The organism is Meishania litoralis (assembly GCF_042611095.1).
In the GTDB taxonomy this organism is placed as follows: domain Bacteria; phylum Bacteroidota; class Bacteroidia; order Flavobacteriales; family Flavobacteriaceae; genus Meishania; species Meishania litoralis.
Window position 1 is genome coordinate 124108 of record NZ_JBHFPV010000004.1, and the last position, 25867, is coordinate 149974.

At 42.3% G+C, this 25867-nt stretch carries 26 protein-coding genes; 18 read left to right on the top strand and 8 right to left on the bottom strand.

Going from position 1 to position 25867, the window contains the following annotated elements:
* The first annotated feature begins 12 nt into the window (after positions 1-12).
* The 7 genes from ACEZ3G_RS14155 to ACEZ3G_RS14185 all read left to right on the top strand — a co-directional run bounded on the left by ACEZ3G_RS14155 (position 13) and on the right by ACEZ3G_RS14185 (position 7275).
* On the top strand, positions 13-1245 hold the full coding sequence (locus ACEZ3G_RS14155) for a 3-phosphoshikimate 1-carboxyvinyltransferase (RefSeq protein ID WP_432426167.1): 1233 nt from the start codon (positions 13-15) through the stop codon (positions 1243-1245).
* An 85-nt stretch (positions 1246-1330) separates the two neighbouring features.
* Complete coding sequence (gene queA, locus ACEZ3G_RS14160) at positions 1331-2380, top strand: tRNA preQ1(34) S-adenosylmethionine ribosyltransferase-isomerase QueA (protein WP_432426168.1); 1050 nt, start codon at positions 1331-1333, stop codon at positions 2378-2380.
* Between the two features lie 101 nt (positions 2381-2481).
* A complete protein-coding gene (gene rlmN / locus ACEZ3G_RS14165; RefSeq protein ID WP_432426169.1) occupies positions 2482-3525 on the top strand; it encodes a 23S rRNA (adenine(2503)-C(2))-methyltransferase RlmN in 1044 nt (347 codons plus the stop codon).
* 220 nt (positions 3526-3745) lie between these two features.
* Positions 3746-4723, top strand: a complete 978-nt coding sequence (locus ACEZ3G_RS14170; protein ID WP_432426170.1) for a polyprenyl synthetase family protein — start codon at positions 3746-3748, stop codon at positions 4721-4723.
* 106 nt (positions 4724-4829) lie between these two features.
* On the top strand, positions 4830-5393 hold the full coding sequence (locus ACEZ3G_RS14175) for an RNA polymerase sigma factor (RefSeq protein WP_432426171.1): 564 nt from the start codon (positions 4830-4832) through the stop codon (positions 5391-5393).
* Positions 5380-6126 (top strand): hypothetical protein, encoded by a 747-nt coding sequence (locus ACEZ3G_RS14180; protein ID WP_432426172.1) that lies wholly within the window; start codon positions 5380-5382, stop codon positions 6124-6126. Before ACEZ3G_RS14175 ends, ACEZ3G_RS14180 begins: the two co-directional genes overlap by 14 nt.
* Before the next feature lie 81 nt (positions 6127-6207).
* On the top strand, positions 6208-7275 hold the full coding sequence (locus ACEZ3G_RS14185) for a hypothetical protein (protein WP_432426173.1): 1068 nt from the start codon (positions 6208-6210) through the stop codon (positions 7273-7275).
* 77 nt (positions 7276-7352) lie between these two features.
* Here ACEZ3G_RS14185 and ACEZ3G_RS14190 read toward each other — a convergent pair whose 3' ends face one another.
* Positions 7353-7595, bottom strand: a complete 243-nt coding sequence (locus ACEZ3G_RS14190; protein WP_432426174.1) for a zinc-ribbon domain-containing protein — start codon at positions 7593-7595, stop codon at positions 7353-7355.
* Between the two features lie 91 nt (positions 7596-7686).
* Here ACEZ3G_RS14190 and dnaG point away from each other — a divergent pair, with 91 nt between their 5' ends.
* Positions 7687-9666, top strand: a complete 1980-nt coding sequence (dnaG, locus tag ACEZ3G_RS14195; protein WP_432426175.1) for a DNA primase — start codon at positions 7687-7689, stop codon at positions 9664-9666.
* Positions 9667-9739: 73 nt separating this feature from the next.
* Here dnaG and ACEZ3G_RS14200 read toward each other — a convergent pair whose 3' ends face one another.
* Together ACEZ3G_RS14200 and nadE are read right to left on the bottom strand one after the other, a co-directional pair.
* Entirely contained in the window at positions 9740-10369 is a 630-nt protein-coding gene (locus tag ACEZ3G_RS14200; protein WP_432426176.1) for a response regulator, read from the bottom strand.
* Between the two features lie 162 nt (positions 10370-10531).
* Entirely contained in the window at positions 10532-11329 is a 798-nt protein-coding gene (nadE, locus tag ACEZ3G_RS14205; protein WP_432426177.1) for an NAD(+) synthase, read from the bottom strand.
* Between the two features lie 125 nt (positions 11330-11454).
* Between nadE and gldB the strand changes: the two genes are divergently transcribed.
* Positions 11455-12381 carry a gliding motility lipoprotein GldB gene (gene gldB / locus ACEZ3G_RS14210; RefSeq protein WP_449288537.1) on the top strand — a complete coding sequence of 309 codons (927 nt, stop codon included), beginning with the start codon at positions 11455-11457 and terminating at the stop codon, positions 12379-12381.
* On the top strand, positions 12381-12716 hold the full coding sequence (gene gldC / locus ACEZ3G_RS14215) for a gliding motility protein GldC (protein ID WP_432426179.1): 336 nt from the start codon (positions 12381-12383) through the stop codon (positions 12714-12716). Before gldB ends, gldC begins: the two co-directional genes overlap by 1 nt.
* 24 nt (positions 12717-12740) lie before the next feature.
* Here gldC and ACEZ3G_RS14220 read toward each other — a convergent pair whose 3' ends face one another.
* The 3 genes from ACEZ3G_RS14220 to bla all read right to left on the bottom strand — a co-directional run bounded on the left by ACEZ3G_RS14220 (position 12741) and on the right by bla (position 16041).
* Positions 12741-13526, bottom strand: a complete 786-nt coding sequence (locus ACEZ3G_RS14220; protein WP_432426180.1) for a universal stress protein — start codon at positions 13524-13526, stop codon at positions 12741-12743.
* Between the two features lie 153 nt (positions 13527-13679).
* The gene (locus ACEZ3G_RS14225; RefSeq protein WP_432426181.1) at positions 13680-15296 is read right to left on the bottom strand and encodes a metallophosphoesterase family protein; all 1617 of its coding nucleotides are present in this window, start codon (positions 15294-15296) and stop codon (positions 13680-13682) included.
* 1 nt (position 15297) lies between these two features.
* Positions 15298-16041: a subclass B1 metallo-beta-lactamase gene (gene bla, locus ACEZ3G_RS14230; protein WP_432426182.1), complete on the bottom strand. Its 744-nt coding sequence runs from the start codon at positions 16039-16041 to the stop codon at positions 15298-15300.
* A 60-nt stretch (positions 16042-16101) separates the two neighbouring features.
* Here bla and ACEZ3G_RS14235 point away from each other — a divergent pair, with 60 nt between their 5' ends.
* Positions 16102-16470, top strand: a complete 369-nt coding sequence (locus ACEZ3G_RS14235; protein ID WP_432426183.1) for a GTPase — start codon at positions 16102-16104, stop codon at positions 16468-16470.
* Here the strand turns inward: ACEZ3G_RS14235 and yihA are convergent.
* Both yihA and ACEZ3G_RS14245 read right to left on the bottom strand, forming a co-directional pair.
* Positions 16467-17084: a ribosome biogenesis GTP-binding protein YihA/YsxC gene (yihA, locus tag ACEZ3G_RS14240; protein WP_432426184.1), complete on the bottom strand. Its 618-nt coding sequence runs from the start codon at positions 17082-17084 to the stop codon at positions 16467-16469. The genes ACEZ3G_RS14235 and yihA overlap by 4 nt on opposite strands.
* Before the next feature lie 12 nt (positions 17085-17096).
* Positions 17097-17861 carry an alpha/beta fold hydrolase gene (locus tag ACEZ3G_RS14245; RefSeq protein WP_432426185.1) on the bottom strand — a complete coding sequence of 255 codons (765 nt, stop codon included), beginning with the start codon at positions 17859-17861 and terminating at the stop codon, positions 17097-17099.
* Positions 17862-18128: 267 nt separating this feature from the next.
* Here ACEZ3G_RS14245 and mraZ point away from each other — a divergent pair, with 267 nt between their 5' ends.
* Genes mraZ through murD form a run of 7 tightly spaced genes read left to right on the top strand, consistent with a single transcriptional unit; the run spans position 18129 to position 25865 of the window.
* Positions 18129-18602, top strand: coding sequence for a division/cell wall cluster transcriptional repressor MraZ (mraZ, locus tag ACEZ3G_RS14250; RefSeq protein WP_432426186.1), 474 nt, complete (start codon positions 18129-18131; stop codon positions 18600-18602).
* Positions 18583-19485, top strand: a complete 903-nt coding sequence (gene rsmH, locus ACEZ3G_RS14255; protein ID WP_432426364.1) for a 16S rRNA (cytosine(1402)-N(4))-methyltransferase RsmH — start codon at positions 18583-18585, stop codon at positions 19483-19485. The genes mraZ and rsmH overlap by 20 nt, the downstream gene beginning before the upstream one ends.
* Positions 19486-19502: 17 nt before the next feature.
* A complete protein-coding gene (locus ACEZ3G_RS14260) occupies positions 19503-19823 on the top strand; it encodes an FtsL-like putative cell division protein (protein WP_432426187.1) in 321 nt (106 codons plus the stop codon).
* Positions 19824-21830, top strand: coding sequence for a penicillin-binding protein (locus tag ACEZ3G_RS14265; RefSeq protein WP_432426188.1), 2007 nt, complete (start codon positions 19824-19826; stop codon positions 21828-21830).
* Positions 21827-23290, top strand: a complete 1464-nt coding sequence (locus tag ACEZ3G_RS14270) for a UDP-N-acetylmuramoyl-L-alanyl-D-glutamate--2,6-diaminopimelate ligase (protein WP_432426189.1) — start codon at positions 21827-21829, stop codon at positions 23288-23290. Before ACEZ3G_RS14265 ends, ACEZ3G_RS14270 begins: the two co-directional genes overlap by 4 nt.
* Before the next feature lie 15 nt (positions 23291-23305).
* Positions 23306-24529, top strand: a complete 1224-nt coding sequence (gene mraY, locus ACEZ3G_RS14275) for a phospho-N-acetylmuramoyl-pentapeptide-transferase (protein ID WP_432426190.1) — start codon at positions 23306-23308, stop codon at positions 24527-24529.
* 1 nt (position 24530) lies between these two features.
* Positions 24531-25865, top strand: a complete 1335-nt coding sequence (gene murD / locus ACEZ3G_RS14280) for a UDP-N-acetylmuramoyl-L-alanine--D-glutamate ligase (protein WP_432426191.1) — start codon at positions 24531-24533, stop codon at positions 25863-25865.
* The last annotated feature ends 2 nt before the right edge of the window (positions 25866-25867 follow it).

The following is a 25867-nucleotide window of genomic DNA, read 5'->3' on the forward strand; positions in this document are numbered from 1 at the left end:
AAATAAATCACCTTGAAGTTACGCCTTACGGGTCCTCTTAACACCCTCTTAAAAACGGATATTCGAATAACGGGCTCGAAGAGCGAGACCAATAGGTCATTACTTTTACAGGGACTCTTCCCCAATATTTCCATTGAAAACCTTTCCAATTCTGATGATGCGCAGGTTATGCAAAAAGGCCTGAAGATCAAAAATGGACTCGTAGACATTCACCATGCCGGTACGGCAATGCGTTTTCTGACCGGTTATTTTGCATCGCAAGAAGGTATCGATGTAATCTTGACAGGTTCGCAGCGAATGACTGAAAGGCCAATAAAGGTTTTGGTAGATGCACTTCGCGAACTAGGGGCCGATATCGACTATGAAAATGTTGAGGGTTACCCTCCCATTCGGATCAAGGGGAAAAAGCTGAGCAAGGGCAAGGTAAGCCTTCCGGCAGATATCAGCAGTCAATATATATCTTCATTACTGTTGATCGCCCCAAGTTTGCAAAACGGGTTGGAACTTGAATTAATTGGTAAAATAACTTCCGTACCCTATATCAAAATGACGTTGGGCCTATTGGAGCGTATAGGTGTCAGCACTTCGTTCGAAGAAAATATGATCAGGGTATTTCCAAAAAGAGCCATCGAACCGACTGAATTGATAGTCGAATCCGATTGGAGTTCGGCATCCTATTTTTACAGTGTTATCGCATTGGCCGAGGTCGGGTCCGAAATATCCCTTTCCGCTTATAAAAAGGATAGTTTGCAAGGAGATAGCGTGCTTGCCAATATATACGGTGATTTTGGTGTATCTACAGAATACAGAGATCATTGTATCATCCTCAAAAAAGTCGCAAACTGTCAATTGCAAAAGGTCGATTACAGATTGGATAATGCCCCTGACATCGCACAGACCATCGCCGTTACCTGTTTTGCTTTGGGAATAGGCTGCCACCTTACAGGACTTCACACACTCAAGATCAAAGAGACCGACCGTTTGGAGGCCATGAAAACCGAACTTCTAAAATTCGGTGCCGATATTTCGGTGAGCGATAAAGATCTTACGCTTAAGCCTTCAAAAATATGGTCAGACCATCAAATCGAAGTAGATACATATAATGACCATAGAATGGCAATGGCTTTTGGTCCTTTGGCAATGAAGACCTCTTTTTATGTGAATAACGCAGAGGTGGTCTCAAAATCATACCCTGATTTTTGGAAAGACCTTGAAAAACTAAAGTTCGTGGTCCAAGAAGTCTAAAGTTATTTAATCAAGCTTTTACTTGACATCGTCTGTTGCCGAATCGTATATTTGCAGCCGCAAAACACATAACGAATAGAACAGTATGAAATTATCGCACTTTAGCTTTGAACTTCCTGATAATCTGTTGGCCGAGCGCCCTGCCGAAAATAGAGATGAATCCAAACTTATGGTAGTTCATCGGGAAACCGGTAAAATAGAGCACAGAATGTTCAAAGACCTTATCGATTACTTTGATGAAGGCGATGTAATGGTATTGAACAACACCAAGGTTTTTCCCGCTAGATTATATGGAAACAAAGAAAAGACCGGGGCAAGGATTGAAGTATTCTTACTTCGCGAGCTTAACGAAGAGCAGCGGCTTTGGGATGTTTTGGTGGATCCCGCCAGAAAAATACGCATCGGAAACAAACTTTATTTTGGCGATGATGAGACTCTCGTGGCCGAGGTAATCGACAATACCACGTCAAGAGGTCGAACCCTGAGGTTTTTGTACGATGGTTCTTATACCGATTTCAGAAGAAAGTTGAAGGAACTGGGCGAAACCCCATTGCCCAAGTATATAAAACGCGATGTTGAACCTGAAGACGAGGAACGTTATCAAACCATTTATGCAAAGCACGAAGGGGCGGTAGCGGCTCCCACGGCAGGGCTTCATTTTTCCAAACATCTATTAAAGAGGCTTGAAATCAAGGGGATTGATTTTGCAGAACTGACGCTTCACGTAGGTTTAGGAACTTTCAATCCTGTTGAGGTCGAAGACCTGTCAAAGCATAAAATGGATAGCGAAGAGTTGATCATTGATGAAAGGGCGACCGAAGTCGTAAACGCGGCAAAGCGCAACAAGCGTAAAATATGTGCTGTAGGCACCACGGCCATGCGAGGCCTTGAAAGTGCCGTATCTTCAGATCAAATGCTGAATACTTTTAATGGTTGGACGAACAAATTCGTTTTTCCACCGCATGATTTTAGCATTGCGAACGCTATGGTCACCAACTTTCATCTCCCCAAATCCACTTTGTTGATGATGGTATCCGCATTTATGGGCCACGACTTAATGAAAAAAAGTTATAAGGAAGCAATTCTTGAGGGGTATAGGTTTTATTCTTATGGTGATGCCATGTTGATAATCTAATAGAAAAATTGTTTTCGTTCAAAGAAGACGGAAATATGTTGCTATAAATAAGCTAATCCCTCTTTTGCCGACGCCGGTATAGAGGGATTTTTATTTTCACCATGGAAGAAACCAAAAAGAAAGATGTCAGGGCCTTGACCCGTGAGCAACTGTGCAATTTTTTTGTGTCGCAAGGCGATAAGCCTTTTCGTGGCGATCAGGTCTATGAATGGCTTTGGCAAAAAAGCGCCCATTCTTTCGAGGTTATGACGAACCTTTCGAAAGCGACCCGAGAAATGCTCGAAACCAATTTTGTCATCAACCATATCAAGGTCGACCAAATGCAGCGGAGCCAAGATGGTACCATCAAGAATGCCGTGCGTCTTCACGATGACCTTGTTGTCGAGTCGGTATTGATTCCAACGAAAACGCGCACCACCGCATGTGTGTCTAGCCAGGTGGGTTGCAGCCTCGACTGTCGATTCTGCGCGACGGCCCGTTTGAAACGAATGCGCAACTTGAATCCCGATGAAATTTATGACCAAGTAGTGGCCATTGATAATGAAAGTCGCCTGTATTTTGAACGCCCACTGAGCAATATTGTTTTTATGGGCATGGGCGAACCTTTGATGAACTATAACAATGTCTTAAAGGCTATAGAAAGGATTACCTCTTCCGATGGTCTGGGAATGTCGCCGAAACGTATAACGGTTTCAACATCAGGGGTGCCCAAGATGATAAGAAAAATGGCCGATGACGGGGTCAAGTTTAAGTTGGCGGTATCATTGCACTCGGCGATCGATGAGGTTAGAACCTCGATAATGCCTTTCAATGCAACTTTTACACTTTCCGATTTACGCGAGGCCCTGCAATATTGGTACCAAAAGACCAAAAGTAGGATCACCTATGAGTATGTTGTATGGGATGGTATCAACGATACTCCAAAAGATGCCGATGCCTTGGTAGAATTCTGTCGATTCGCGCCCTCTAAAGTAAACCTTATTGAATATAATCCTATCGATGAGGGCACTTTCAAACAGGCCTCGAACAAGGCCATAGAAATGTATGTTGAAAAGCTTGAACGTAATGGAATCGTAGTTACGGTGCGCCGTTCGAGAGGTAAGGATATCGATGCCGCCTGCGGGCAATTGGCCAACAAATCATAATTGAATATGAACACATTCGTTTTTCTCAATTTATTCGGTAAAACTCAGGCCGGTTCGTTGATAACTGTACCCGAAACCCAATAAATTTCCTCTTTGGGCCTGAACTTGATCTTTAGGCATTGATGCATATCGATTACTGCATGCTAAGTACGGTTTACTCTTTCATTTTCGCTATTTTTATGGCTTAACACTGGCCTACCCGATAAATCATAAGAATCCTTTGAAAATAGTATCCCAAATTAAGGAGCCTGTTAACGAGGAGATGGAACTTTTCGAGAAGAAATTCCATCAGTCCATGGCCTCGAACGTCGCTTTGCTGAATCGTATTACATACTATATCGTAAATCGTAAGGGCAAACAGATGCGGCCCATGTTCGTTTTTCTGACCGCCAAGCTGATAAACAATGGTCTGGTGAACGAGCGTACCTATCGAGGGGCTTCGGTAATCGAACTTATCCATACCGCAAGTTTGGTTCACGACGATGTAGTGGACGATAGCAATAAACGAAGAGGTTTTTTCTCGATAAATGCCCTTTGGAAAAATAAGATTGCCGTTTTGGTCGGTGATTTTTTGTTGGCCAGGGGTATGCTGCTGTCCGTTGATAATGACGATTTTGATCTATTGAAGATCATTTCGGTGGCCATGCGCGAAATTAGCGAAGGTGAACTACTGCAAATCGAAAAAGCGCGCCGATTGGACATTACCGAAGAAGTATATTATGAGATTATACGTCAAAAGACCGCCACATTGATCGCCGCTTGCTGCAGCTTAGGGGCCTGTTCGGTAAAACCGGGTTCGCCCGAGGTAGAGACTTTTCGAAAATTTGGCGAACTATGCGGAATGGCCTTTCAAATAAAGGACGATCTTTTCGATTATGGCGGGTATAAAATCGGAAAGCCTACCGGAATTGACATTAAAGAGCAAAAAATGACACTTCCCTTGATTTACGTGCTGAACAATTGTAGCGATAAAGACAAAAAATGGCTTATCAATTCAGTAAAAAATCATAATAAGGATAAAAAGAGGGTAAAAGAGGTCATCGCTTTCGTAAAACAAAACGGTGGTCTCGAATATGCCGTTCAGAAAATGCTCGCTTTTAAAGAAAAGGCCTTGGCTTTGCTGGAAGCCTACCCCGAATCTGATTATAAGAGCGCACTTCAATTGATGGTCAACTATGTCGTTGACAGAAAAAAATAAGTAAATTACTGAAAATCAAAAATTTATATTTTTTTCAAAAAAAATGTTGCTAAAAAGGCAACGTTTTTGACTAGCACTCCGTCTAGACAAATAGAAGCTTTTAAAATTGAAGATCATTCCTTTTTATACAAGTGAAAGACAGCTTATCAAAAGGTCGGCAGAAGGTGACCCAGGGGCCCAAAGACGACTTTATGAGAACCATGCGCCTAAAATGTTGGGCGTTTGCCGCCGATATATCAAAGATGTCCATTTTGCCGAGGACGTAATGGTCAACGGTTTCGTAAAGGTATTTCGACATTTGAACACATTTAAGTTCGAAGGTAGTTTTGAGGGATGGATTAGAAGGATAATGATAAGGGAGAGTATCTCCTTTTTGAGAAAACGGCAGTTCGTTGTTTATGATGATGAGGTGTATGAGCGTAATGAAACGTATGAAGTGCCATTGTCGAATGATATGGACGTGGAGCATATTCAAGAGTTGATAGACCGATTGCCCGAAGGTTATAGATTGGTCTTCGTACTCTATGCCATAGAAGGTTATAAGCATTGTGAAATCGCCAAAATATTGAAGATTTCCGAAAGTACATCGAGGTCGCAATTGTTCAAGGCAAGAAAACTGTTGCAGTCGCGGTTAAAACAACAAAATATCATAGGTTATGGAAACCAATAAGTTCGAAGAGCATATCGCCAAAAAAATGAACGAACGGGAAATTCAACCTTCGCCCGCTGCTTGGGAAAAAATTAGCGGGCAATTGGAAACATCGCGAACCCCGAAAAGAAAGAGCTATTTGTGGTATTCCGTTGCTGCGGGTTTTATCGGATTACTGATTATATCCGCTTTGTTTTATAATGAAAATGATGCACTAGGTACGCCTGAAACCGTCAATGGCACAAAAGCTAAAGAAAAAAATAACATTGAAAAAGTGACTCCTATAATTATCGATACCAATAAGACGGAAATAGTTTTGGAGGATGGAACTGATGATATTTCCGACGATGAATATGTCGAGTCCCATAAGATGGTTGATTTTGGTTTGACAGAAAACGAGAACGCTTCAATTACAAGCGCGCGGAAAGAAATATTGTCCAATAAGAATATTGAAGAAACAATGATTCCCGATACTGTGGTCGAGGCCAAAATAACGGAGTTGTTGGCGCAGGTCGAGGCAATTGAAGAAACGGGTCCGTTGCTGACCGATACCGAAGTTGATTCTCTTTTGCGAAAAGCACAACAAGAAATAATGTTGGAAAAACTTATGGGTAATGGTGCTTCGGTAGATGCCATGGCCTTGTTGAACGAGGTGGAGGAAGAACTTGATCAGTCGTTTCGAGATCAAATTTTGGAAAAGTTAAAATCAGGATTTCTAAAGGTCAGAACTGCAGTAGCCGACCGTAATAATTAATCGATCATTCATCAATCAGGCTTCTATTCGCCTCCCCGTTGGTGGGGAGGCCGGGCAGAGGCTTATCAAAATCTAAAAATCATGAGTAGAATCATCATTTACCTTGTACTAGTATTATCCTTGTTTACCGTTCAGAATGCCCTGGGCCAAGAATGGTATAGGGAAAGAGTGGAGCAATTGAGAACCCAAAAGACCAAAATAACCGAGCAGGAAAAAGAGGCGCTTAAGTCTGAGGTCAATGATATCAACGATCGTTTGGAAGAGGGTCTGATCAATAATGAGGAAGCTATTGAACTAAAAGAAGCTGCGGCAAAAAAAAGAGCGCTCAATATTGAAAACCGAATTGCCATTATCGATAACAAAATAGCTTTGCTAGAGCGAAATGAAGGTGCCGTTTTAAAAAGCGAAAACGAGTTTTCGATTACCGATGACGATGGCGGTATAACCATACGGTGGGGCGACGAAGAGCCTTGGACGATTTTCAAACATAGAAATAGACCATTGAAATACGATCGGCGTACAAATTCGGATTTTGTTTTCGCCATAGGTCTGAACAACGCACTGATCGATGGGCAATCACTGGAAGATTCACCCTATAAAATAGGCGGTAGCCGCTTTGCTGAGTTGGGTTGGCAGTGGCGGACAAGGGTTTTCAAGAATTCGAATTTTTTACGGTTCAATTATGGGTTTTCGTTTCAGTTCAATGGCCTTAAGCCAAATGATAACCAATATTTTGTGGCCGATGATGGTCAGGTGCGTCTTGAACAATTTGAATATGACCTGAAGAAGTCAAAGTTGCGGATGGACAATCTTGTTTTTCCTGCGCATTTTGAATTTGGACCATCAAAATTTCGGAAAACCGAGAAAACCATCCGATATTCATTACGCAATCAATTCAGAATTGGATTAGGCGGATACGGCGGATTCAATCTGGGCACAAGGCAAAAACTGAAATATGAAAGAAATGGCGAAAGGGTCAAGGACAAATTAAAGCGGGGTTACGATACTACTAATTTTGTATACGGTTTAAGTGGCTACATTGGGTTTGATGGAGTACTGTTGTATGCCAAGTACGATCTGAACCCGATATTTAAAAATGCCGAAGTGGAACAACATAATATTTCATTGGGCCTGAGGTTTGACATATAGCCCTATCGCGTTTGTTGCTGTGATGCGCATGAAATCTTTTAAGCATTAAGTGGTAGGTGAAATTCTGAAGAAATACATTAGTTCGATATGGCAGCTTGCATGGCATCGCTGAACTCCTCCTCATAGAAGACCTTCTTGCAATGTGAGCATTCTGCCATTCGGCTCGATGAGATTTTGAACAGTTTGATCCAGAATAAATGAAACCAGTTGCTAGTTTTGTAGAGGGTCATGGTTGCCCGTTGTTCGCAATAAGGACATGCAACTTCCGGAAGCGAATGGAATTGCGTTTTGCCGGGCCGGGTGCCAAAAAAGAGAATCAAAATATTGGATTTTAGAATTCAATCTACATAATTTTCTTTTCCCAAGCGCAACTATTTCGCTACATTTATCCGTTACAAGATCAAGAAGCCATTGATTTCAAAATCCACCATAGACCAAGTTTACGAAACCGCCCGTTTGGAAGAGGTCATCGGCGATTTTGTGCAACTTAAAAAATCAGGTTCGAACTTCAAGGGCCTGAGTCCGTTTACCGATGAGCGTACTCCTAGTTTCATGGTTTCGCCGGTCAAACAGATTTGGAAGGACTTCAGCAGCGGCAAAGGTGGAAACGTAGTGGCATTTTTAATGGAGCACGAACACTTCACTTATCCCGAAGCCATTAAATATCTGGCTAAAAAATACAACATCGAGATTGAGGAGACCGAGCGTACCGATGAGCAAAAAGAGGAGGCAAACGAACGGGAAAGCATGTATCTGGTATCGGAATTCGCGAAAGAACATTTTGCCGAAATGCTGTGGAACACCGAGCTGGGCAAAGCCATTGGACTCAGCTATTTCAAAGAGCGGGGATTTACAGATGAGACCATTAAAAAATTCAGCTTAGGTTATTGTTTGGATCAATGGGACGGTTTCACGAAAGCGGCACTTGATAAGGGCTACCAATTGGAATATCTTGAAAAAACCGGCTTGACAATTGTCAAAGAAGATACGGCCAATCCTGGTGATCCGAGAAAATTCGACCGTTTTAAGGGGCGGGTAATGTTTCCCATTCACTCGATGAGCGGCAGGGTCTTGGGTTTTGGTGGGCGCATTCTGAACAATGATAAAAAGGCGGCGAAGTACCTGAATTCCCCTGAAAGCGAAATCTATCACAAGAGCAAGGTGCTTTATGGTATTTACTATGCGAAACAGGCAATCAACAAAGAAGACAATTGTTATCTGGTAGAAGGCTACACCGATGTCATACAGTTCTATCAGCGGGGTATACAAAATGTAGTGTCCTCCAGTGGAACCGCCCTGACACCTGAACAGATACGGTTGATCAACCGATTGACCAAGAACATAACGGTTCTGTTCGATGGCGATGCCGCGGGCCTGAGAGCTTCGATACGCGGTATCGACCTCATCTTGGAACAGGGCATGAACGTAAAAGTATGCTCGTTTCCTGAAGGGGAAGACCCCGACAGTTTTGCGAAAAACAATGAGCTTGAAGATATAACGATATATCTTCAAGAGAATTCAAAGGACTTCATACAGTTCAAGGCCCATCTTTTGGCCGAAGAAGCGGCAAATGACCCTATTAAACGTGCGGATACCGTTAGGGATATCGTAAACAGCATTGCCAAGATACCTGATGCCATAAAAAGGGAAATCTACATTCAAGAGTGCGCCCAGATCATGAATATTTCCGAAGCGGTGCTGTTCGGTACTTTGGCACAGATCGGTAAAAAGGAAATCGCCGATGTTTCAAAAAAATTGCAGCAAGAGCATAAGGCCTTTGAAGTAGTAAAGAACGAAGTTGCTGCCGAAAAGGTAGATGTACAGTATGAACTCGAGCGAAAGATCATCGAAATGTTGTTGCTATACGGAAAGGAACAAGAAGAATTTGAAGATTTGGTTCTCAAAGAGAATGAAGAAGGTGATTTGATTTTAGAACCTGAATCATTGGAAGCAAAGGTTTACGAAAAAATTTATCTCGATCTGCAGGATGACGAAATCGAACTGACCAACGATCAATTTAGAAAAATCTACTACAAATTAATCGAGCAATTGAACGAGAAGGAAGATTTTTCGGTGAACACCTTTTTATCCGAATTGGATCAAGAAATGGTATCCGAGGTATCATCTATTTTAATGGAAGAGGAAAAATATGTGCTGCATAAATGGGAAAGTAAGGACATCTATCCCAAGGACAAAAAACACGGAGTCGCGCAATTGGTCAGCGAGACCATATTGACCCTAAGGTGCTATTTGATAAAAAAACGCATGGAGCGTTTACAGAAAAATACGCAGAATGTCGAAGAAGACCATAAGGAGACCCTAGAGGAAATAATGAACTATATTCAGTTGAACAAATTGTTGAACAAAAAACTTAATAGGGTGCTTTCTTAAGGTCTGGCCAACAAAAAAACCCAAATGTCATCGACAAATGGGTCTTGCGTTTTTGGAAGGTATTAGTTCTATTTTAATACAGCTCTAAAGCTTTGGCCTGCTGTAAGAGATCTACCATATTATCAACGTTCAATTTTTTCATCAAACGTGCCTTATAGGTGCTCACCGTCTTTTCGTTGAGGTTAAGCCCGATGGCGACATCTTTGTTTCGCTTACCACTGGCCAACATCTTCAAAACCTCGACTTCACGTGTTGAAAGCTTTCTGAAGAATCTTCTCGGTTTTTGTGTGCCTTCATCGAAGGCCAAACGCTGCGCAAGTTCATTGGTAATGAACATGTTGCCTTCGGCAACTTTTCGTACGGCGGAAATGATATAATCAATGTCGGATGCTTTTGAAAGATAGCCAAATGCACCGGCGCGAATCGTACTTAGCGCATAGACATCTTCAGATTGTCCACTATACATCAAAACTTTAACGTTCGGATATTCTTTCTTGACTTTTCTTAAAGTCGCAATACCATTAATTTCAGGAATATCCATTTCCAACATCACCACATCTGGCGAAACATCTTTTAATTTTTCAAATAGTTCTGAAGTGGTCGATACGTCGTCGAGCACCTCAAATCCTGATGCGGATTCCAAAACATTTATTACGCCCATGCGAACAATGGGGTGGTTGTCGGCAATCAATACTTTAATCATTTTGGTCTAGTTTTCTCGATATTCAATTCTATCAAAGGTAGGTATAAATACGTACGTGCAATGTAAGTTTTAAATATCGAATTCAGAAGACAAATTTGTAGTTTTTTCCTAAAAGAAGGGCAAAGAATGCCATTATATTCGTTTTATACACCTGATTCTTAGTTAAGTGGTCGATTTTAACAATTCTGGAATTTCACAAACAGGTATTGGAACCATTTTATGCCTATTGGCCCTGTTCAGTCTGTAATATATGGTAAATACCTCTTTTTGACGTCCGGTAAAATCGGTGGGCTCTTTTCCCTGGGCATTCATTTTCATTGCCCATTCCAATTCTGGGTATGACGCACCTATCTGGTCCTCATCCGTGCGATTGTCGCCCCATAGGCCATCAGTTGGTGCGGCTTTGATAATTTCATCGTTTATTCCAAGATATCTTGCAATTTCATAGACTTCGGTTTTCATCAAATCGGCAATGGGGCTCAGATCGACGCCGCCATCACCGTATTTCGTAAAAAAACCCACTCCGAAATCCTCGACCTTGTTTCCCGTGCCCGCAACAAGATAATTTTTTAGTCCGGCGAAGTAATATAGTGTCGTCATTCGCAAACGTGCCCGGGCATTGGCCAACGCCATAAAACGTTCCTCCTCATTTTTAACAGAGGGCAAAGCGGCAACGAAACTGTCAAAAACCGGGGTGAGTTGTACTGTGCGTGAGCGCACGGTATCAAAATGTTTTTCTAACCAGGCGATATGGTTCAAGGCCCTGTTGATTTGACTTTCGGCCTGATGTATCGGCATTTCGAGACAGAGGAGTTCCAGTCCGGTCATGGCGCATAATGTTGAGGTAACGGCAGAATCTATGCCTCCTGAAATACCGATGGTAAAACCTTTTATATTGGCATCGGTAGCATAATCTTTGAGCCATTTTACAATATGGGCAACTACTTTTTCGGTTTGCATGAAGATATTTAATAGGTTAACGGTTAACTTTGTGAACTAAAAATAAAGGGTACTAACGTAAATATAAAATCTTGAGGAAATTACTTGATGCAAATAGGTCGATTTTTGCGGTTTTGCTGATTTCAATGATGATTTTTGCATGTAATGACAATGATAGGGTCGCTGATGAAATCGCTAAAATCAATATTGATCTTCAAGTTAGTAGATTTGATAGGGAATTTGCAGAGGCAAAACCATCGGACCTTCCGGCATTAAAAAAAACCTATCCCTATCTTTTTCCCGTACAATTTGCCGATAGTGTGTGGGTGGCCAAACTCAGAGATACTTTGCAAATTGAACTTCTGTCGGAGGTAGGGAAAACATTCGTAAACTTTGAAAAGGAACAGCAGGATCTTGAATCCCTGTTCAAGCACATCAAGTTCTATTTTCCGAATTATGACATTCCGAAGATCGTTACGGTCATCAATGATGTCGATTACCAAAACCGAGTAATTTTGACCGATTCGCTGCTGTTCATTGAACTGGACAGCTATCTCGGTGCCGACCACAAATTCTATCGGGGTATTCAACGTTACATTGCCCAGGGTCTCGATCGAAAGTTCATGGTCTCCGATGTTGCAACGGCCTTCGCCAATAAATTCATTCGTAGGCCTCGGGAACGCATGTTTTTGTCTAAAATCATATACTATGGAAAGATATTATACCTAAAGGACAAGATTATGCCGTTCGCCTCCGATGCCTTGAAAATAGGATATTCGCAAGATCAGGTCGATTGGGCACAGGTGAACGAAGAACCAATTTGGCGGAATTTTATCGAACAAGAACATCTTTATAGCACCGACAACAAGTTGGACACTAGGTTTTTGGATCCTGCTCCTTTTTCAAAATTCGGACTCGAACTTGACAACGAATCTCCCGGTCGCATCGGGCGCTATATGGGTTGGCAGATCGTTCGCGCCTTAATGGAGAGGAATGAAATCACCTTGCAGCAGCTTATAGCGTTGCCCGAAGAGGAAATATTCAAGAAAAGCAACTACAAACCAAGAAAATAATGGCAATGCTGCACACATCTGAAATAACGCTAAAAGTAGGGCTGGACGAAAATCGTGTTCCGGAAAAATTAACATGGTCCGCACAAGATGGTGGGGTCGATAACGAAGAGGCAAAAGCCATGTTGCTTTCAGTATGGGATAGCAAGAATAAAGAGTCATTGAAAATTGACCTATGGACCAAAGATATGCCGGTCGACGAAATGAAGGTTTTCTTTCACCAGACCTTGGTCTCGTTGTCCGATACTTTTATGAAGGCGACCCAAGACGAGAAGATGACCGCTACAATGAAGGATTTCTGCGACTATTTTGCCGAAAAGCTGGAATTAAAAGGTTGATCATAACCACTACTTCGCTTATCATCAATCAATGGCCAATACCGGTATTTTCGATTTTAAGGTGAGCATTTCGGTCAGCCTACCTTCCGACGGGTTGCTTCTTTTGGCATGATTTCTCGGTAGTATGGCTATCATATCCATTTCCTTTTCAGTGGCATGCGATAGAATACCCTTGACCACGTCGCTATTTTCGATAAAGGTATGCTCGGTATAGAAACTTTCGAGATAGTATTCCAACAAATTCTCGTTGGCTTCATCGGTCTCAGAATAACCATACATCTCTGAAGTGTTCTCAATGGTCAATACATGCACCTTCGCATTGAATTTTCTAGCAATATCCAATAAGGTTTCCAGGGCGTGTCGATCATCGATTTCCTCTTTTCCCAAGACGAGAGCGATGTTCTTGATTTGAAATTCATCCATTTTTTCTGGAACGACCAAAACCGAACAATCTACCTCCGACACGAATTTCGAAGTGTTGCTGATCAATTTGATTTCATGGTCCTGGGCCTCGGAAGTACCCATGATAACGAGATCGGTTTTTTTATTCTGTTGTAATTCCACCAAAGATTCGGTCAATGTACCTTTCAAATCTATCCATTTCAAAGGCTTTTTCAAGTCTCTTGAATATCGCTTTTGCAATTTTTCGAATTGTTCGCTTAAATTTTCAGAACTAGCCTCGCCTACAACATGGGCGAGTAAAATTTCAACGCTATCGTCGACAATGGCAAATTGAACAGCATACTCCAATGCTGTCTTAGAAGCATCCGAAAAATCAAAAGGAATAAGAATAGACGAGATTTCGTTCATAACGGTTATCTTTTTATTGAATAAAACTAATCATAGAATGCTATTGATTTTATGACCGAAGTCATAAATTTTTGAAAAAAAGATCCTTGTGCCGGGAACAATTGATTTTCGTCGTCAGTTAGATCGACAAATTTTGGCATACAAATTTTTACCCTATTCCATTGAAACCGTCATGGGCCAACCTTCGAATTGTTGCGCATTGGGCTGGGTTACATCGACATATCTTGGCCAACATTCAAAAGTGGCGGTTTTTTCTTTTTTGTTGAACCGTATTAATCCGTATCCACCTCCTTTTGATGAACTCTCGGGGTTGACATAGGCCATCATACTTATCTTATTGCCGAAACCATCGAGGTAATCGCCCGTCCATGGTAGCGATGTATTCGTGTTGGGGTTTGCACCTGCTTTTTCATCTTCGGGCCACCACCAACGGCTGTAATAATCATTTACTATGGCGGGCACGACAAACGCCCATGGTCCGTCACGGAATTCATCGATACCTTGTTTGATAATAGTTGCCAAATGTTGGTCTCCCGCAATATGTACGGCATTGGCTTTTTTAATCAGTCTCAATGCTTTGTTGCGCCCTGTCTGTGGCCATCCGTTACTGTCTAGGTCGGCATGAAGTCGGTTATCAAGGCTGCCATGAATGTGGGCGCCCCCGCAAAACCCGGTCTGCGATAAAACAACTTTTGGGGCATCGGTATTTTGACTTCCCCAATCTTCCAGAAAATTTAGTTGGCGTTCGCCCAAAAGGGTAAGCCCCGGTAAATCAATTGAGGCGGGATCATAATCGGGGTTTCGAATATGATCGGGCCGCGGCCCCTGCTGAGGAATCTTTCCTTCAGGCCCTGATTTGAACTTCCTGTCCTCTAAAATAGCGAAATCGGCTCCTCCCCATAACAGATTTGTGTAATAGACACCGATACCTTGTTCGACCGGTGTTGGGTCATAGGGGTCGGGTAAATGAGCGGTTTGGCAGCGTTCGACCATTTTTACATATTCGGGATGATAGGTATACCCACCATCAGGACTGCCAGGCGAGGTGGATATTTTTCCGTTTTCACCCCAAAGATTGCCCTGTCCGATGTCGTGATCGTCAGGAATGGTAATTGCCGGCCGATTTCTAAAAGTCTCTCGAAATTGAAGACCGAATTTCAACCATGCAGCCGTATGTTCGGTATGGTCGTACGATTGGTCTCCCGCAAAAAATATTAGGTCGGGATCTTGATAGTTTATGTTGCGTACATAATTTTCACGCATACCACGATCTTGGTTCGAATTGCAGGAAAGTGCCGCTAGGGAAATCTCCTCTTCGTTTTCGGGATTTTTGCGAACAAGACCTTCAAAAAGAGCATTTTTCGCATGTCTAATACGATATTTAACGTTTTTCGAATCGTCCCAATTTTCGATACGGAAAAGTGCCGACCACCCTAAATCATTGATGTTCCGTTTTTGAATTTCTTTCCATTGACCGTCTTTTTCGATTTCCAGGCGCACCTCTCGGGTCTCTTCGGGGTATAACGGATAGAGTTGGGCGCTCAATTTTAAGATTTTGTTCGAAACTGTATAAATTCCGAAGGCGACCACGCTGTCGCGATCAACTTTTAAATCGATTATCGCATTGTCATCGCGGTTCCACCAATCGTTGATGGCAAGTGTATCGACATTTGAAAATGGCGAGGTCACCGGGGGAATTCTCTCCTTTGGTTTTTCGCCACATGCCAAAAAGGTGAAAAGCGATAAAAAGACAATAGGCAATTTTTTCATTCTAGTCGGTTTTAAAAAGTTCGATCGTATAGTCGAGCAATGCCGTATCCCCATGGGCTCCGTGACCGGGAACGACGATTTGCGTATCTGGATAGTTTTCCTTTATTTTTTGTACGGTTTTGCTCCATTCCAAAAGATTGGCGTCCGCAAGATTTCCTTTTTGGGCGTTCAAAGACTTTATTGCACATCCGCCAAAAATCAAACCTTCTTCAACAATATAACTTATTATATTATCTTTTGTATGGGCCTCACCAAAGAAACCGTTGATGATTTTGGTACCACCAATACTTAATTCATGCTGCATATCAAATCCGTTTTCCGGAACAACGTAGCCCATATTTCCAGCCAATGTGATGGTCAAGTTGTTCGAATACGAAGGAATCTTGGCGCCATGAAAAGCAGCTAGTCCGCCTAGGCAATCGATGTGAAAATGGTTGACAACAACTGCCTTGACCTGACATTTTTTATCTTCCATCAACCATTTCAATAACTCAATGGATACGTTATTGTCGATTGGGGTATCAAAGACTATAGCTTCGCCATTTTTCAAATAAATAAGACCGTTACATTCCACTTTGCCATAAGCACTAGTATCCAAATAAGAGACATGCACGTAGCTATTCTCTGAAATGGAAAGTATTTTAAGATCATCAGAGCTGTAAGCAATATTGTTTTCCTGTGACTTACACTCTAGCTGAACCAATGTCAGCATTAAACATGTTAAGATAAATTTGTTGAAAGGCATATTGTGCTTTTGAATGTTATAAATATATAGCTTTGCCGTTCAACATTAAAAGGGGCCAAATTGCGAAAACTGATTTTTATATACAATGCCAATTCAGGCCTGGGCAACCTAATCTTGGATGGGGCACATAAATTAATGAGTCCTGGCACTTATGAGTGTAAACTCTGTAAATTGACTTTTGGGGTATTGACCGAGAACTCAATCTGGAAGAAGTTTCGAAAATCGGCAGATTTTGAAATGGAGTTTTTGCACAAAGATGAATTTGAAAGGCTTTATGCGTCAAAATTTGGCAGCAAGTTTACATTTCCGATCGTTCTTTTGGAGGCCAATATGCGTTTAGAGGTATTTGTAAATACCGAAGAGATAGACTCTTTGCATGATGTGGAATCTTTGATTCGATTGATCAAGGAAAGACAAGAATTGCCTTAGCCTTTTTGTTGTTCAAAAAAATCGGCATTGATTGTGCCGATAAAACTTAAGACTTCCTCACGGCCGCTGCCATTGGTAGAAGATGTAACAAAGTATCTGGGGGCCTCTTGCCATACACCGTTCAACAATTCTTGAATGTAGCTTTCAACATTTATCTGTATAGCCCTTGGTTTCAATTTATCGGCCTTGGTGAATATGATGCAAAACGGTATCTGATTTTCACCAAGCCATTCCATAAATTCCAAGTCAATTTTTTGGGGCTCATGGCGAATGTCGACCAATACGAAAGAACAGACCAATTGCCCGCGCTGAAGAAAGTAATTGGTAATATACTTTTGAAATGTTTTTTTGTCCCTTTTTGAGACTTTGGCATATCCATAACCGGGCAGATCTACCAAAAACCAATTGTCATTGATTTTAAAGTGGTTGATAAGTTGAGTCTTACCGGGCTTACCCGACGTCTTGGCCAAACCCTTATGATCGGTCAACATATTGATCAAAGAAGACTTACCTACATTGGATCGGCCGATAAAGGCGTATTCAGGTATCGGTTCTTGTGGGCATTTGGCAACATCTGAGTTGCTCATTACGAAATTGGCCGTTTTGATCAACATGGATGGGAGGGTTTAAAAGCCTCGTTTTTTTAGCCAGGTAGCGAGAATGCTATTGAACTCATCAGGATGTTCCATCATTGGGGCATGCCCACATTTCTCGATCCAGAACAAGTCTGAGTCGGGCAGTAGTTCGTGAAAAAGTTCAGCGACGTCGGGGGGTGTCACGCCATCATTTTCACCCCAAATTATACAGGTCGGGGTCCTCATTTTAGGAAGGTCTTGTGCCATGTTGTGCCTTATGGCACTTTTGGCTATGGCCAATGTCTTGACCAATTTAACACGATCGTTAACGGTCGCATAAACTTCGTCGACAATTTCCTTAGTGGCAACGGCGGGGTCGTAGAAAACGTTTTCGGCCTTTTTTTTGATAAACTCGTAATCGCCCCGTTTTGGATAACCATCGCCCATTGCGCTTTCGTAAAGTCCTGAACTGCCGGTAATGACCAACGCCTTTACCATTTTCGGGTACATTTTGGTATGTAATAGTCCAATATGTCCGCCCAATGAGTTTCCAAGAAGTATGACATCTTTAAGACCCTTGAATTCAATAAACTTTTCAAGAAATTTCGCGAACTGTTTTACATTGGTCTTCAGCAAGGGCATATCGTAAATGGGTAGTTCGGGTACCAATACCTTATATCCTTTAGCAGGAAAATAATCGGTCACCCCGTGAAAATTACTTAACCCGCCCATTAGACCGTGCAAGATAATTAGCGGAGTGCCCTCACCTTTTTCAATATACCTGTAATTGCCCTCGGTAATAATCTTTTCTTCCATTCAGGATGTGTCTGGTCTATGTTGGCAAATATATACAATTCCACATAATACCCATCTTATAGAAACTATCGCACAATCATTTTTTGTAGGCCCTACGCATCAAGATAACACATTGAAAACTGAGGTTTTGAAGGTGCCGGCAAATGGTCGTAATACCATATTGGAGCGAATATTTATAAAATTTCGCAACAAAGTGGTAATTTGTGGTAAAATGTGGTAATAATATTTATATATTTGAGTTATTAAAAGACAAACCAACCATTTTAGGTGATCAATTTCATTGGAACATACGATTGCAAGGCCGATGCCAAAGGTAGAATAATGCTTCCTGTTGCGCTAAAAAATCAGATGTCTCCGGTATTGAACAAAGGGTTTGTGATCAAAAGATCGGTTTTTCAGCCCTGTTTGGAGCTATATCCAATGGACGAATGGAATCTGCTCATGCAGAAAATGAACAAAAAGAACCGATTCAAGAAAAAGAACAACGATTTTATCCGTCGTTTTTCGGCAGGGGTAAAGGTTGTTGAAATCGATGGCACGGGAAGACTTTTGATACCTAAAAACTTGATTTCGGTTGCAGGGATCTCTAAAGAGGTGGTACTGAGTTCGGCAATCAATATTGTCGAAATATGGGATAAGGATAGCTATGAGAAAGTACTGGAGGAAACGGCGGAAGATTTCGCCGCGCTTGCCGAAGAGGTGATGGGCGAGGACGGAGATGATGAAAACGATGTATCATAATCCGGTACTGTTGCAAGAGTCCGTTGATGGACTCAATATTAAGGAGGATGGCATTTATGTGGATGTGACCTTCGGTGGAGGAGGGCATTCAAAAGAGATATTGAAACGTCTTGGAAGTCGAGGTAGGTTGATAGCCTTTGATCAAGACGAAGATGCCCTTGAAAATAAGATAGTTGACGAGCGGTTCACGTTGATCAATGAAAATTTCAGGTACATCGTACAGTTTTTAAAGTTCTATGGCATTCGGAAAGTTGATGGAATCTTGGCCGATTTCGGTGTTTCATCGCATCAGTTCGATAAGGCGGAGCGTGGGTTTTCGACCCGTTTTGAAGCCGAACTCGATATGCGCATGAACATGAAAAACGAAGTGTCGGCCCACGATGTTGTCAATCGTTATGAATTTGATGATTTGCGTAGAATTCTGTTCGAGTATGGTGAGCTGAGAAATGCCAATGCCATAGCAAAGAAATTGGTCGAGCAACGCGAAAAGTCACCTTTGAAGACTACGGGGCAATTAAAGGAAGCCTTGCAGTCATTTTTGCCCAAGTCGAAGGAACATAAAATATTGGCACAAGTTTACCAGGCTATTCGTATTGAGGTCAATCAAGAAATAGAGGTCATCAAAGAATTTTTGTTGCAGACCGCTACTTTGATGGAGGCTGGAGGTAGGTTGAGCGTTTTGAGTTATCACTCGCTTGAAGACCGTCTGGTGAAAAGGTTCATTAGGGCAGGGCAATTCGAAGGCGAGCCCGTAAAGGATTTTTACGGCAATATCGATGTTCCCTTTAAAAAAATTGGAGGGCTTATCGTACCGTCGAGTGAAGAAATAGTAAAGAACAATAGGGCACGCAGTGCCAAGCTCCGCGTAGCGGAGCGTATCTAACAATAATATAAGGTGTGATGAAAAAAGGACTATTGGACTTGTTGAAAGGAAAATTCTTGGTGAGCGATGACGCCCCTAAGAATTGGTTGTTCATCATTTTTACATCCTTTTTGGCGGCGGTGATGATCGGTAGTTCGCACAGTGCAGATAAAAAGGTACATCAGATCGCGGTTCTGAGCGAAGAGGTAAAAGAATTGAGAAGCGAGTTCGTCGATATTCACAAAGACATACAAAAATTGAAACTTGAATCGACAATCACCCAAAATTTGGCTGGGAAAGAATTGTACCCATCAGAAGTTCCCCCGAAAAAAATCAGGGTAAAATCAGTTAAGGAATAAATGGCAGTCACCGATAAACGCATATTGAACCGGTTATACTTTGTTGTGGCATTTCTGTTTTTGTTTGCCTGTGCCGTTCTTTTTAAGTTGGTCACTATTCAGGTCATGGAAGGTGAAAGATACCGTGGTCTTGCCGAAAAGCGAACCACAAAGATGTTCACGATCGCCCCGAACCGCGGAGATCTTTATTCCGATGATGGCAGTTTGTTGGCCACCTCGGTCTCACGCTATGAAATTCGATTTGATGCTCAAACCGTAAGTGATATCGATTTTAAGGAAAATGTAAAACCATTGTCCGACGCTTTGGCAAAATTGCTGGGCAAGTCATCATCACATTACCAGCAGTTACTGCGCAAAGCGAAAGAGAACAAAAATAGGTATGCATTATTGGCCCGAAATCTTGACTATTCCGATTATATGGCGGTCAAGAATTTTCCACTTCTCAACAAAGGGCCCTACAAAGGGGGGTTGATCATCGAACAAAAAACGGTTCGTGAACATCCTTTGGGAAAAATTGCCGAGCGCAGCGTGGGTTACGAACGTTTGAATGAGTACAATAGGTATGCCGGGGTCGGATTGGAACGGGCTTTCGGCCCATACCTCAGAGGCACCGAAGGTAAGCGCTTAAAACAGAAAATAGCAAAGGGTCAATGGAAGCCGATCGGCCTAGATAACATTATTGAACCAAAAGACGGCTATGATGTGTACTCGACCATCGACGTGAACATTCAAGATATTGCCCACCACGCTCTTTTGAAGCAGCTTGAACATTACAAGGCCGATCATGGGTGTGTTATTGTAATGGAAACCGAGACAGGTGAGATCAAAGCAATTGCCAATTTGGGGAGGACCAAGGAGGATAAATACTATGAACGTTTGAACTACGCAATCGGTGAGTCGCATGAGCCGGGTTCGACTTTCAAACTTATGAATTTGGTGAACGCCCTTGAGCATAAAGTAATCGATACCAGCACGGTCATCGATACCGAGAAAGGGTCTTGGAAAATCTATAACCACAGGGTAAAAGATTCCAAGCATGGTGGCTATGGTAAAATTTCGGTTGGTAAGGCATTTGAGGTCTCTTCGAACACCGCTTTTGCCAAAATGATACATAATGGCTACAAGGAAAATCCTGGAAAGTATGTTAACGGATTGATGGGCATGAGACTGAACAAGGAGCTCGGATTGCCCATTCAGGGCGAGGGGGTTCCGGTGATAAGGTTTCCTGGCGACAAGGGTTGGTCGGGTCTTTCTTTGGCCCAGATGGCCTATGGATATGAGGTTTCGTTGACTCCTTTGCAGACCTTGACATTTTATAACGCCATTGCCAACAATGGTGAGATGGTCAGACCACGATTGATCAAAGAGGTTAGGGAAATGAACCGTAGGGTAAAGACTTTTGAAAAAGAAGTTATAGATCCATCGATATGCTCACAAGAGACCATCGATAAGGTAAAACAGCTTTTGAAGAATGTGGTGGAGAAAGAACATGGTACCGGTCATGGGTTATATTCCAGAAATTTCTCAATGGCGGGCAAGACAGGCACAACACAAAAGAACTACGTGGCCAAAGACCCCGATAAACTGAAATATATCTCAAGTTTCGCAGGGTATTTTCCCGCGGAAAATCCGAAATATTCGTGCATAGTGGTCATTCATGAACCCGACAGAAGTGTGGGGTATTATGGCGCCGATGTTTCCGGACCGGTGTTTAAATCCATAGCACAAAAAATATACGCCAACAATCCCTTGATCGATGAGGTCGAAATGAAGATTGCCGAAGAGCCTACTTTGGAAGATGCCTATGAAAAATACTATGCCGAAGCACAGAAGAAATATAACAAGGTGCCAAACGTGAGGGGAATGAGCGGTATGGATGCTATTTCCATATTAGAGAATTTAGGACTTAAAGTTGAGGTAAAGGGTAACGGCAAGGTAAGAAAACAGTCCATTAATCAAGGTACCGATATCAATAAGGTCGATAAAATTGTCTTGGAACTTTCATGAAGCTGTTAAGGGACATATTGTACGGTGTAGGCCTTACCGCTGTTAGCGGATCCACCAATGTTATGATAAACGAGATTCGTTTTGATTCGCGCGAAGTGGGTATGGACGATGTTTTCGTTGCCATCAAGGGCACATTGACCGATGGGCACAACTATATCTCAAAGGCGATTGATAAGGGGGCTAGGGCGATTATTTGTGAAGAACTTCCTGGGCAAATAATCGATGGTGTTACCTATGTCGAAGTCGATAATGGCAACAAAGCTTTGGCCATTATGGCCTCCAATTTTTACGATAACCCTTCTAGGAATCTGAAATTGGTAGGTGTTACAGGTACCAATGGCAAAACCACTATTAGTAGTTTATTATATCAGCTTTTCAAAAAAGCCGGATATAAGGTAGGGCTCATCTCTACAATTAAGATAATGGTCGATGATGAAACTTTGCCCACCAAGCATACCACTCCCGATGCCTTGACCATTAACCATCATTTGAAGATGATGAACCAGATAGGGGTAGAGTTCTGTTTTATGGAAGTAAGCTCACACGGAATACATCAAAAACGAACCGAGGGCCTGGTTTTTGAAGGTGCGATTTTTACTAACCTTTCACATGACCACTTAGATTACCATAAATCTTTTGCCGAGTACAGAGATACTAAAAAAATACTTTTCGACGGCCTGTCGAAAAAGGCGTTCGCGCTAAGTAACATCGATGATAAGAATGGATTGGTCATGCTGCAAAATACAAAAGGGCGAAAATATACCTATGCACTAAAGACTTACGCCGATTACAGGGCCCAGGTTTTAGAGAATCAATTCGACGGACAGCTCATAAAGGTCGATGACAATGAAATTTGGACAAAACTCATCGGCAATTTCAATGCCTACAATATTCTGGCGATCTACGCCACGGCCGATCTATTGGGTTTGGAAAAAATGGAAACGCTCCGTTTACTCAGCGAACTCGAAAATGTCGACGGAAGGTTTCAGTACTATGTTTCAAAAGAAAAAATTATAGCGATAGTTGATTATGCCCATACTCCGGACGCACTAAAAAACGTGCTTGATACGATCAACGCGTTGAGAACTGGAAATGAAAACGTCATCACCGTTGTGGGGTGTGGTGGCGATAGAGACAGGTCTAAGCGTCCGGTTATGGGTCATATCGCTTCTGAGATGAGCAATAAGGCCATTTTTACGTCCGATAATCCCAGGTCTGAACCCCCTCATGCGATTATCGATGAAATGGAAGCGGGGGTAGAGCCCCAGAACACCAAAAAAATCTTGTCCATCGAAAATCGAAAACAGGCGATTAAGACTGCGTGCCAATTGGCAGTGGCGAACGATATCATTTTAGTTGCCGGAAAAGGCCATGAAACGTATCAAGAAACCAATGGCAAAAGAATTGACTTTGATGATTTTGAGATTGTCAAAGACTTATTGGAGAGTATGAACAAATAGATTAAGAAGTAATAAATGCTGTATTACCTGTTCGAATATTTGGAAAACGAATACCAAGTGCCGGGAGCTGGACTTTTTCAGTTCCTCACGTTCAGGGCGGCCATGGCAATTTTGTTTTCCTTGATCATTGCGACGGCATATGGTAAACGGGTAATACTGTTTCTACAACGAAAGCAGATCGGGGAGACCATTCGTGATTTAGGATTAGAGGGTCAGCAACAAAAGGCCGGTACGCCGACCATGGGAGGTTTGATCATCATCATGTCGACTTTGATACCGGTATTGCTATTTGCCAGGTGGTGGGACAATATTTATGTCATTTTGTTGATAGTCACCACTATTTGGATGGGCCTGATCGGGTTTGCCGACGATTATATCAAAATATTCAAAAAGAATAAAAAGGGTTTAAAAGGCAGGTTCAAGGTTTTGGGCCAGGTGGTACTGGGTTTGGCCGTTGGGGCCACCTTGTATTTTCATCCTGAAGTGACCATGAAAGATCAAGATAGCACAATGATCACGGCGCGGTATACTGTAGAAAAGGTTGAAGGGCCCGAGATAAAATCAACGATGACAACCGTACCATTCTTCAAGAACAATGAGTTGGACTACAGTCGATTGATTTCTTGGGCCGGTGAAGGTGCTAAAGATTATGCTTGGTTGATTTTCATACCTATAGTAATATTGATCGTGACGGCCGTTTCGAATGGTGCCAACCTAACCGATGGTATCGACGGTCTTGCCGGGGGTACATCCGCGATAATCGTATTGACCCTGGGTATTTTCGCCTGGGTCTCGGGTAATACCATCGTTTCTGAATACCTGAATATTATGTACATCCCCAGGGCGGGTGAACTGTTGGTTTTTATAACCGCGTTTACAGGGGCCCTCGTCGGGTTTTTATGGTACAATGCCTACCCTGCCCAAGTATTTATGGGCGATACGGGCAGCCTTACTATTGGTGGTGTAATCGCGGTAATTGCGATTATTGTTCGTAAAGAGCTGTTGATTCCCTTGTTATGCGGAATCTTCTTTGCCGAGTCGATTTCGGTAATGCTACAGGTTGGATATTTCAAGTACACCAAGAAAAAATTAGGAGAGGGCAAGCGCATTTTTTTGATGGCACCATTGCATCACCATTATCAGAAAAAAGGATATCACGAAAGTAAGATCGTAACCCGATTTTGGATTATAGGCATCCTTTTGGCCATTGTGACCTTCGTGACCTTAAAAGTCAGATAGGATGAAACGTTTGGTGGTTTTGGGAGGAGGAGAAAGCGGAGTAGGTACGGCCATTTTGGGCAAACAAAAAGGATATGAGGTTTTTGTTTCCGATAAAGGAAAGATAAAGGAAAAATATAAAAACGTTCTTGAACATTTTGAGATTGATTGGGAAGAGGAAAAACACACGGAATCCAAAATTCTGAATGCCGATGTGGTAATGAAAAGTCCGGGTATACCCGATAAGGTGCCAATAGTGGTTCAATTGAGACAAAATGCAATTCCGGTAATATCGGAAATAGAGTTTGCCGTGAAGTATACCGATGCTACGATAATTGCCATTACCGGAAGCAACGGAAAGACCACGACAACCATGCTTACCGACCATGTTTTCGAACAAGCAGGGCTTAATGTCGGAATGGCCGGAAACATCGGCGATAGTTTTGCCAAAATGGTGGCCGAAAACAGCTTTGACTACTACGTTTTGGAAATCAGCAGTTTTCAACTGGACGGTATTGATACATTCAAACCGCACATCGCCATTTTGACCAATATCACGCCGGATCACTTGGATCGATATGATTACAAGTTTGATAACTATATCGCCTCAAAGTTTCGGATTACCGAAAATCAGACCGAAGATGATTACTTCATCTATGATGCGGACGACGATGTAATAGTCGATTGGTTGAAAAAACACCCGATCAAATCAAAATTGATGCCTTTTTCGATTCAAAAAGAATTGGATGAAGGAGCATATCTCAAGAACGACCATATAAGAATAACGACAACTAACGATACGATTGAAATGACTACGAACACATTGGCATTGGAAGGCAAGCACAATTTAAAAAATACGATGGCGGCGGCCACGGCGGCCAAGTTGGTGGGGATACGAAAGGAGACCATTCGCCAGAGCATCGAGAATTTTCAAGGGGCGCCCCACCGATTGGAGAAGGTGCTGAAAATTCAGCATGTACAGTACATCAATGACTCCAAGGCGACCAATGTGAATTCGGTTTTTTATGCATTGGACAGTGTAAAAACACCGATTGTTTGGATCGTTGGCGGCGTCGATAAGGGAAACGATTACCGTGAACTGATGCCCTTGGTACGTGAAAAGGTAAAGGCAATAATTTGTTTGGGTACCGATAACTCTAAAATCAAGGATTTTTTCGGTAATGTGGTCGAATTGTTGGTCGAGACCTTCGCCATGGAAGAGGCCGTGAAAGTGGCCTATAAAATTGCGGAGCGGGGCGATACCGTTTTATTGTCTCCTGCCTGTGCCAGTTTCGACCTTTTTGAAAATTACGAAGATCGTGGAAATCAATTTAAAGCGGCGATAAGAAATTTATAACA